Origin of the sequence: Sulfurimonas sp. (genome assembly GCF_032250635.1) — a bacterium.
GTDB lineage: Bacteria > Campylobacterota > Campylobacteria > Campylobacterales > Sulfurimonadaceae > Sulfurimonas.
The window spans coordinates 1-8,393 of record NZ_JAVVFL010000096.1 but is presented as its reverse complement, the minus strand read 5'-3'; the positions used below and the strand labels follow the sequence as shown (position 1 = coordinate 8,393).

Below are 8,393 nucleotides of genomic sequence, written 5' to 3'. Positions count from 1 at the left end.
GCTAAAAATCCGCTCAATATATTTACTTTTTGATACTTTTTTACTTCATCGGATGTAAAGTAAAATGTTACAGCGCTCTCTCCGCCCAACTTCTGCTCTAGCGAGAGGTATCTCGATTTGCTTCTAAAATCACCCTCTTGCAGCAGCTCTCTGTTTTTATAGAGACCCATTTTCTCCTCTTCTACCAAGTGAAGCGTATAATATATATCTATATTCTCTTTGAGAGCAAATGCAATAATATCTTCAAGTATGAAATTGAGCTCCTCTTTTTGTATGCTCTCTCCTCTAAATGCGCGGATAGAGCGACGGTTTAAAATAGCTCTTTTTAACTGCTCGTTTGGAACGGAAGCAAAAAAAGCCGGAAATTTAAGTGTATCATCTTCATAAGCTGCGCTCTGTTTATAGGCATTTTGAACAAACTCGTTTGTTTCAAGATAGTCACATCCGCTTACAAAGGGGAGATTTTGGCGTAATTTAACCACTTCGCTCTCGCTTGGATGAGAACTTCGCAGAGCACATGTAAACATCTCATCCTCACGAAAACCGCACACCTCGCCAAGTCCGATTTTATCAAAATCAAAAACTGCTTCACACTCTAGATCCATAACACAAAGAGCTGCGTAGAGTGCGCCGAGCTGATGTCCTGAGTCAAGAAGTATGTAGCGTATGCTTCTCTCACGGTACTTCCATGTGCTTCTAAAATAGACGGCGGAGATTAAAAAAAGAAGTCCCTTCTGTTTTTTTTGCTCTTTAAAGTAAAACTCAACCCCGTCTTTATCTATCTCTTGCAAAAGTGTCAAACTCTCACTGTGCAGTTCATAGTGGTACAGAGCATCCAGCAGACCTTTAACACCTCTGGTTTGCAGATAAACTTCGCAAGGGTAAAGTCCTCCTGCACTAGGAACGCTTCGCAGATGGTAGGTAGAGAGAGGATACTTTTTCTCGTAAGTAACTCCTCCTATGAGGTTTAGCTCTTGAAGCTCTTCATACGCCTCTATTTTAAAGCGTTGGTTGAAGTGCGGGTATAACTTATAGTTTCTCGGCTGAGATTGCCAGTCTAAAAATGAAGCGTTTTTTCTCACGCTCAGGTAGGAGTGTTTTGTCTGTTGATGAAAAAACGGCATCTATCTTTTAAAGCTCCATCGCTTGGGGCTCTGCAAAGTAGTAACCTTGACAATACTCAATATTAAGCTCCTTGATCTTTTCATAAATTGCCTCCGAACTTACAAACTCTGCTACTACTTCCAAACCTTTAATCTTTGCAAAGTTCACGATTGTTTTTACAATATCATAGTGGTCTTGGTTTTTATCTATCTCTTTAATCAGCGAGCCGTCTATCTTGATAATATCTGCGTTTAGTTTTAAGAGATACTCAAAATTACTGTAACCAGTTCCAAAGTCATCGATCGCCAGTCTGCAGCCGTATGATTTAATACACTTTATAAACTCGCTCACCTCACCAAGGTTATGAATCCCCTCTGACTCCACAAGCTCAAAGGTAATATCTTCACACCTCTCAAAACTGCTAAGCGTTTCATAGATATAGTTTCGTGAATCACTGTTCTTTATATCTTCAATAGTAATATTGATCGAGCACTTTATGGAGTGCTTCATCATAGCTTTAAGTGATTTTTCTATTACGATCTTGCTTATTTTCGTGTACTGTTTTGATTTTTTTGCCTTATCTAAGAAAAAGTATGGAGAGATTACATCACCGTTTTTTCCTATCATTCGCACAAGTGTCTCATATTTTACAGTCTCTTTTGTCACGGTATCGACTATGGGCTGAAAATAGATCGTCATCCTATCGTCGTTAATGGCTTTTTTAATTCTGTTAGACCAGTCCAAATTTGCCTGATACTCACGTTCTAACGGGTTGTCTGTCGTGTAAATATTAAAACTCAGAGCATTTTGCTTCGCACAAGCTTTTGCAAGATGTACGCTTGGAAGGAGATTGTTAACATCATCAAAAGAGAGACTCATCGTCGTATTTAAAAAAAAGACTTTATCTTGGAGCATAAGAGTTTTGCTGTTTAAATAGTTGTTGACCTCTATCATCTCATTGATAAAAATATCTCGTGCTATATTTTTGTTAAAGACGATAAATTCATCACCTGAGAGATGAAAGAGCATATAGCGATCTTTTAGTCTGCCATATAAGGTTTTTGAGAGCTCTACAATCACACTGTCGCCTACTTTGTCACCGTAAAAATCGTTTATTTCATGGAAGCTATTGATATCAATGAGAGCTATACTTGCTTGATGAGTATTTTTGAGAGTTTCATTCAAATAGAACCTGTTATAAAGACCGGTTAAAATATCGGTTTTTGAAAGTCTCTCAATCTCATTTTTTTTATTGATTATCTCCGTTATCTCATAGCGCGTAGCAATATACTCCTCAATTTCGCCGTTTTCATCAAGAGTTGGGACGATTGCAGCTTGAACAATATAGGTTTTACCATCTTTTGTAAGATTTTTCAGCTTTCCATGCCAAATCTTTTTACTCTGGATCGTCTCCCACATCTCTTTAAAGGTCTCTTTTGGCATATCTGGATGGCGAACAATATTGTGATTTTTTCCTATAACTTCTTCTAGAGTAAATTTACTGACCTCATAGAACTTGTCATTTGCATATTTGATTTTTCCGCTTGTGTCGGCAATCGTAACGATGGAGTTTACATCCATAGCATCTTTGTAACTTTGCAACTGGCGGATAGTTTTATTGAGCTTTTTTGTCTTCTCTTCTATCTCTTGTTCCAGTTCCAATTCATGATCACGAATTTCGGATAGTTTTTCAAGAATAGCAATACCCTTTGCATTTTTTTTACTCATCATCTCTTTGTTATGCTTCATAGTTCTGCCTGTTTTCAACTCAGTATTTGCCCTATATAGGGCACAAAAGCTACTATTGTAGCAACTTTTTGGACAATCTTATACATAAGTCAAGATAACTTTACATCTTTCTCATAACTATCATACTCGATTTTTTAAATCCGAAATTTTCGTAAAACTTATGCGCCTTTTCGTTATCGAAATCACTCAAAAGCGTCACTCGTAAAACTCTCTCTTTTTTCATGGCTTTTAAAACACCCTTTAAAAGTTTGGAACCGTAACCTCTTTGGCGAGCACTCTCTTTTACCACCATATCTTCCAAAATAGCCACTTTTGCGCCTAGAGCAGTGGAGTATGTGTAGAGGATGTTTACCATCGCTACGATCTCTTTATCTATTTCTAATACAAAAATGTCGCCTGTCTTTTTGGAAGTTATGATCTTTTTGAGTGCCATTTTCTGTTTTTTGGCATCTGGAGCAAACTCTTTCTCTTGGCAAAATAGACTCTCTAACAGAGAGTTAAGCTCTTTGATATCTTCAAGATAAGCTTTTCTTATTTTCATACGCCCATCCAATTTTCGTGAGTGTGCCCCTTCTTTTTAAAGTTGATCGCCTCGGAGAGTTTTTGGTCAAACTCCTCCGGATCAAATTCAGACAACAGATCAGGGAGTACATTTTTGTAAACGATCACGCCATCTTTGTCAATAATAAAAATGGATTTCACACACAAGTCATCATTGATATTCACGCCGTATTTGAGAGTAAAATCTTTAATATTTAAAGATGTCATACCTGCATCATATTTTGTATCAAGCTCAGTAGAAGCCATAATATAGATATATACCTTTGGCGAGTGTTTCTTGATGACTTTTAGCAACCCATCCGTGAGGTCATCACAATTTGCCAACGTAATCATTACCTGAACCCTGTCCGCCATCATACCGATAACCTTTGTCTCACCGCTTAGCATTTCCACTCTTGCTGCCGGAGCTTCAGAACCTACTTTTCTATCTCTATTTTTCAACTCCACTACCTCATCATTTACCAATACTTCCAAGATGCCTCCTTAGATTTACTTTTAATTCTGTCTATGCAAGTTATATACCTTTGAGTGGAATAGAAGATGTATAACTGCTTTTATATAACATTTAAGGAGTTTGATATGGCAGTAATGATTACTAAAGAGTGTATAAGTTGTGATGCGTGTGCACCTGAGTGTCCGGTAGCGGCAATTATGGCAGAGGATGATGAGAAAAATCCAAGCGATGGTGTTTTTTACGTAAAACCTGAGAGTTGTGTCGAGTGTGTAGGGCATGCAGATGCTCCAAGATGTGTTGAAGCTTGTCCGACAGAGGGCGCGATCGTTTGGGATATGCCGTATACTTTAGAGTTTAATGACTACTATAAAGCGGGTCATGAGAGCGGAACTTACAATATCCGTGAGCACAAGAAAAAAGGTCTGATGTTCCCTGAGCAAAAAGAGCAGCCTTTTATCGAAGATATCTCTATGAGCGAGCGTGAATCTCACGCAAATATAGGAAACTTTTAATGTCCGTAAAAATCACGGATCTCTGCATCAACTGTGACGCTTGCATTGACGAGTGCCCTGCAACTGCGATTGTAAGTGCAGACGACTCACCGCTTCAAAGCGGCGAGTACACTTATGTAAAACCTGAAAAGTGCATTGAGTGTGTCGATTCAACCGTACCGAAATGCGCGGATGTATGTCCTACGGAGGGTGCGATTGTTTGGGATATGCCTTATACGCCCGAGCATAATGAGTACTACATGAGTGGCCATGAAAAAGGCATTTATAACATACGTGAACATAAGAAAAATGGCATTCTCTCACCTGAGAATCAGCCAAGACCTTTTAGAGAGAGCATCTCACTCTCTCAAAGAGAAGCCTATGAGGCTATACAAATATAACCAGAGCAATCTCCCCGCTCTGGTTTTCACTCGCACATAAAAAATTTCTCACTTTCTTTTCAAAGGAACAGATATTGAATAACTGTTAGTAAGAAAAATTAAAAGGATTTTTTATGAGTTGTTCAACTGGCGGATGCGGCACACATAGCGATATGGGTTTCGATCCAAATGATTCTAAAGCCTTAGAGATACAAGCAAAGATAAGCAATCATCCATGTTATAGCGAGGGTGCACACCAGCACTACGCAAGAATACATGTACCTGTCGCTCCTGCATGTAATATTCAGTGTAACTACTGTAACCGAAAATATGACTGTTCAAACGAGTCTCGCCCCGGTGTTACCAGCGGAAAACTAAAGCCCCAAGAGGCTGTAAAAAAAGTGCTATATGTCGGCGGAGAGATTCAGCAGCTCTCGGTTGTAGGTGTTGCGGGACCGGGGGATGCACTTGCAAATCCTGAGAAAACTTTTGAGACGTTTAGACTGCTGCAGGAAAAAGCGCCAGACTTGAAACTTTGTCTCTCTACAAACGGTCTGAGACTCTCTGATTATATAGACGAGATAGTCAAATATAACGTAGACCACGTAACGGTCACGATCAACACGGTAGATGAGACAGGCGAGATAGGAAGCAAAATTTATCCGTGGATTCACTGGAATCATAAAAAAGTCTTCGGTGCCGAGGGTGCGAAGATACTTCTGCAAAAACAGCTCGAAGGTATCAAAATGCTAACGGATAGAGGCATACTTGTAAAAGCAAACTCTGTTTTGATTCCAGGGGTAAATGACAAAGATGTTGTCAATGTTGCAAAAAAGTTAAAAGAGCTCAATGTATTTTTACACAACATCATGCCTCTGCTCTCAAGCCCTGAGTTTGGTACAAAATTCGGATTAGACGGAGTTACAAGCGCAACAGACCAAGAGGTTATGGAAGCACAAGAAGCATGCGGTATGAACATCAAACTGATGAGCCACTGCCGCCAGTGCCGTGCGGATGCCGTAGGTCTTCTTGGCGAAGACAGAGGCGATGAGTTTGGCAAAGATATTTTTATCGGTATGAGTTATGAGGCGCTTGAGGATAGATACAACATCAAATCAAGAGTTAAAAAACATGAGATGATAGAAAACTGGCGTACACATCTAGAAGCTGCGAACCAGAGAATCAAAATCGAGCAGGCAAGCAAATCACAGCTGAGTTCAAACGGCGAGACAAAACTCGTAGCGGTTACGACTTCTGGCGAAGGGATGATAAACATGCACTTTGGCTCGGCAAATGAGTTCTTAATCTACGAAGCTGGTGACAAGGCTATCAAATTTGTAATGCACAGAAAAATCGAGAGCTCTTACTCTGGAGCAGATTACGGAGAAAACTACAACCCTATTGAAGAGATTAAAAACTCTCTTAAAGATTGCTCAATCCTTCTGACCGCAAAAATCGGCGAATGTCCGATGGGTGATTTAAATGAAATAGGCATTATCTGCGATGAGAGTTATGCGAACCAGCCTATAGAAAAATCTGTCTTTGAATCTCTTCAAAAACACTTCCGCACAAACGAAAAAGAGCTTGGGTAGCCAAGTTCTTTAAACGGAACAGTTTATGAATATCTACTCTTATATTAATATGAGGTGGACACTATGGCTCTCATAAACGACACAACGCTCAGAGACGGCGAACAGGCTCCGTATGTTGCGTTTAACACAGATGAAAAACTAAAAATTGCGCAGCTTCTATATGAGGCAGGTGCAGACGAGCTTGAAGTAGGCATTCCTGCAATGGGTGCAAAAGAGCAAGAGGATGTAAAAGAGATTCTTTCTCTAAATCTTCCGCTTAGAATCATGAGCTGGAACAGAGCGACACTAAGTGATTTGGAGAGTTCGTTGGCATGCGGAATCAGAGCGGTTGACCTATCTATTCCCGTTTCACAAACACTCATCGACATAAAATTCGGCTCAGACAGAGATAAACTTTTTAGAAATCTTGAAGAGGTTCTCACACTGGCTAAAAGAGAGAATCTTTTTGTCTGCATAGGCGCAGAAGATGCAAGCCGGGCGGATAATGAGTTTTTGGCAGAGGTGATGAAATTCGGCGCCTCTCTTGGAGCAAAAAGATTTAGATACTGCGACACAGTCGGTATTTTAACTCCTCATGCCACTTATGAGAATATCTCCTATCTTGTCTCTCAAAATCTTTTGGGTATTGAGATGCACACGCACAACGACTTCGGCATGGCAACTGCAAACTCCGTTATAGGTCTGCAAGCCGGTGCTATCAGTGTAAACACAACCGTTATGGGACTTGGAGAGCGTGCAGGAAATGCTTCGTTTGAACAGCTTTTAATGAGCCTAAAACATCAGTTTAAAGAGGAGCGCGACATCAACGCTTCAAAACTTCAAGAGCTTGTAAACTTTGTCTCTGTCGCTGCGGATAACCCTATTAGCAGAAACAGACCGATTGTCGGGGAGGATATCTTCTCGCATGAATCGGGTATTCATGTAAACGGTATGATTAAATCCAAAAACGCTTATGAAGCTTTTGAGCCTGAGACGGTTGGTCTGCACAGATATTTTCCTATCGGAAAGCACTCGGGTGCCTCTACGCTGCTATATCATCTCAGGGCAAGCGGAATTATACCGATGGCGGAGAGAGTACAAAATATTCTTCCAAAAGTAAGAGAAATCGTGACAAACAGAAAACGCGTCTTAAATCCTCAAGAACTAAAAGAGCTATATCTATGTTCATAGGATGGATTCGTTCAAACAGCTTTGAAGCTGATTTAGAACTCTTTTCTCAAACGCTCACACTCGATAAATCGCTTATTTTAAAAACATTCCAAGAGAATCACTCTCTGTGCTTCGGCGCGTATGATGAGGAGAAACTTGTCGCTTTTATCTCTGCTTATGAGATGGATGAGAGCATCTTAATCAACAACTTTTACTACACCGATGATTTTGACAATGAGGGCAAACAAAGAGTAATCAGACTTCTTCTAAACAATATTGTAGAATCCGAAAAATCAATTATCTACATGTCAAAAAAAGAGGAGAAAGATATCATGCTCTCCTTTGGTTTTCTAGAGTATGCAAAGTTTCAAAAAGCACTTTACAGCGGCGGAGCAGTCGCATTTAACTTCTCAAACGCAACTGCAAAAAGCATCAGCAACGAAAACTATCTCGGCGTTCTTGCATACATAGAAAAAAGAGCCTACAAGCAAAACCGTGTCGAATATATTAAAAATGCTCTCCTTAAGCAATCATCACTGGTTTTATCAACCGGATTTGGCTATCAGCACTCATATGCGATAAGCAAATCTTTAATAAAGATATCACCTTGGACGATGGAGGATGCGGCATACACCGATGCCGAGAAGATGATGCGCGGGCTTATACACCATAGGGGTCTAAAAAAAATCATCGCCTTTGTTCCAAGTGATGTCAAGGAGATTACTGATTTGTACATGTCATACAAATTTGAGTTTGTAGAGGAGTATTCGCTTCTTTACTTAAATAAAAAACCATCCATAGAGCTGGACATGGTCTACGCATTTTAGTGGAACGCTTTATGAACAAAGTCCATAAAGCTACGCTAGCCGCTATGGCACTAAAGCTTGATGCTAAAGCATCTGATATAACTAGA

General features: G+C 39.9%; 9 protein-coding genes. 5 read left to right on the top strand and 4 right to left on the bottom strand.

Features of this window, described 5'->3' with window-relative positions:
* The 4 genes from RQ763_RS06945 to RQ763_RS06930 all read right to left on the bottom strand — a co-directional run.
* A partial coding sequence (locus tag RQ763_RS06945) for a SagB family peptide dehydrogenase (RefSeq protein ID WP_314151974.1) occupies positions 1-1,124 on the bottom strand: 1,124 nt, incomplete at its 3' end.
* A gap of 7 nt (positions 1,125-1,131) precedes the next feature.
* Positions 1,132-2,853, bottom strand: coding sequence for an EAL domain-containing protein (locus RQ763_RS06940; protein ID WP_314151973.1), 1,722 nt, complete (start codon positions 2,851-2,853; stop codon positions 1,132-1,134).
* Between the two features lie 100 nt (positions 2,854-2,953).
* Positions 2,954-3,394: a GNAT family N-acetyltransferase gene (locus tag RQ763_RS06935; RefSeq protein ID WP_314151971.1), complete on the bottom strand. Its 441-nt coding sequence runs from the start codon at positions 3,392-3,394 to the stop codon at positions 2,954-2,956.
* Positions 3,391-3,888 (bottom strand): hypothetical protein, encoded by a 498-nt coding sequence (locus RQ763_RS06930; RefSeq protein ID WP_314151970.1) that lies wholly within the window; start codon positions 3,886-3,888, stop codon positions 3,391-3,393. The genes RQ763_RS06935 and RQ763_RS06930 overlap by 4 nt, the downstream gene beginning before the upstream one ends.
* Positions 3,889-3,993: 105 nt before the next feature.
* Here RQ763_RS06930 and RQ763_RS06925 point away from each other — a divergent pair, with 105 nt between their 5' ends.
* From RQ763_RS06925 to RQ763_RS06905, 5 genes are all read left to right on the top strand, one after another.
* Positions 3,994-4,380, top strand: a complete 387-nt coding sequence (locus RQ763_RS06925) for a 4Fe-4S dicluster domain-containing protein (protein WP_314151969.1) — start codon at positions 3,994-3,996, stop codon at positions 4,378-4,380.
* Positions 4,380-4,760, top strand: a complete 381-nt coding sequence (locus RQ763_RS06920; protein ID WP_314151968.1) for a 4Fe-4S dicluster domain-containing protein — start codon at positions 4,380-4,382, stop codon at positions 4,758-4,760. Before RQ763_RS06925 ends, RQ763_RS06920 begins: the two co-directional genes overlap by 1 nt.
* Before the next feature lie 113 nt (positions 4,761-4,873).
* The gene (gene nifB, locus RQ763_RS06915; RefSeq protein ID WP_314151967.1) at positions 4,874-6,331 is read left to right on the top strand and encodes a nitrogenase cofactor biosynthesis protein NifB; all 1,458 of its coding nucleotides are present in this window, start codon (positions 4,874-4,876) and stop codon (positions 6,329-6,331) included.
* Between the two features lie 63 nt (positions 6,332-6,394).
* Positions 6,395-7,501 carry a homocitrate synthase gene (gene nifV, locus RQ763_RS06910; RefSeq protein WP_314151965.1) on the top strand — a complete coding sequence of 369 codons (1,107 nt, stop codon included), beginning with the start codon at positions 6,395-6,397 and terminating at the stop codon, positions 7,499-7,501.
* On the top strand, positions 7,492-8,307 hold the full coding sequence (locus RQ763_RS06905) for a hypothetical protein (protein WP_314151963.1): 816 nt from the start codon (positions 7,492-7,494) through the stop codon (positions 8,305-8,307). Before nifV ends, RQ763_RS06905 begins: the two co-directional genes overlap by 10 nt.
* Positions 8,308-8,393: the final 86 nt, after the last annotated feature.

Excerpts from the sequence above, each read along its gene's own strand:
- nifB (WP_314151967.1), top strand. The coding sequence starts at position 4,874 with ATGAGTTGTTCAACTGGCGGATGCGGCACACATAGCGATATGGGTTTC.
- RQ763_RS06940 (WP_314151973.1), bottom strand. The coding sequence starts at position 2,853 with ATGAAGCATAACAAAGAGATGATGAGTAAAAAAAATGCAAAGGGTATT.
- RQ763_RS06905 (WP_314151963.1), top strand. The coding sequence starts at position 7,492 with ATGTTCATAGGATGGATTCGTTCAAACAGCTTTGAAGCTGATTTAGAA.
- nifV (WP_314151965.1), top strand. The coding sequence starts at position 6,395 with ATGGCTCTCATAAACGACACAACGCTCAGAGACGGCGAACAGGCTCCG.
- RQ763_RS06920 (WP_314151968.1), top strand. The coding sequence starts at position 4,380 with ATGTCCGTAAAAATCACGGATCTCTGCATCAACTGTGACGCTTGCATT.
- RQ763_RS06925 (WP_314151969.1), top strand. The coding sequence starts at position 3,994 with ATGGCAGTAATGATTACTAAAGAGTGTATAAGTTGTGATGCGTGTGCA.
- RQ763_RS06935 (WP_314151971.1), bottom strand. The coding sequence starts at position 3,394 with ATGAAAATAAGAAAAGCTTATCTTGAAGATATCAAAGAGCTTAACTCT.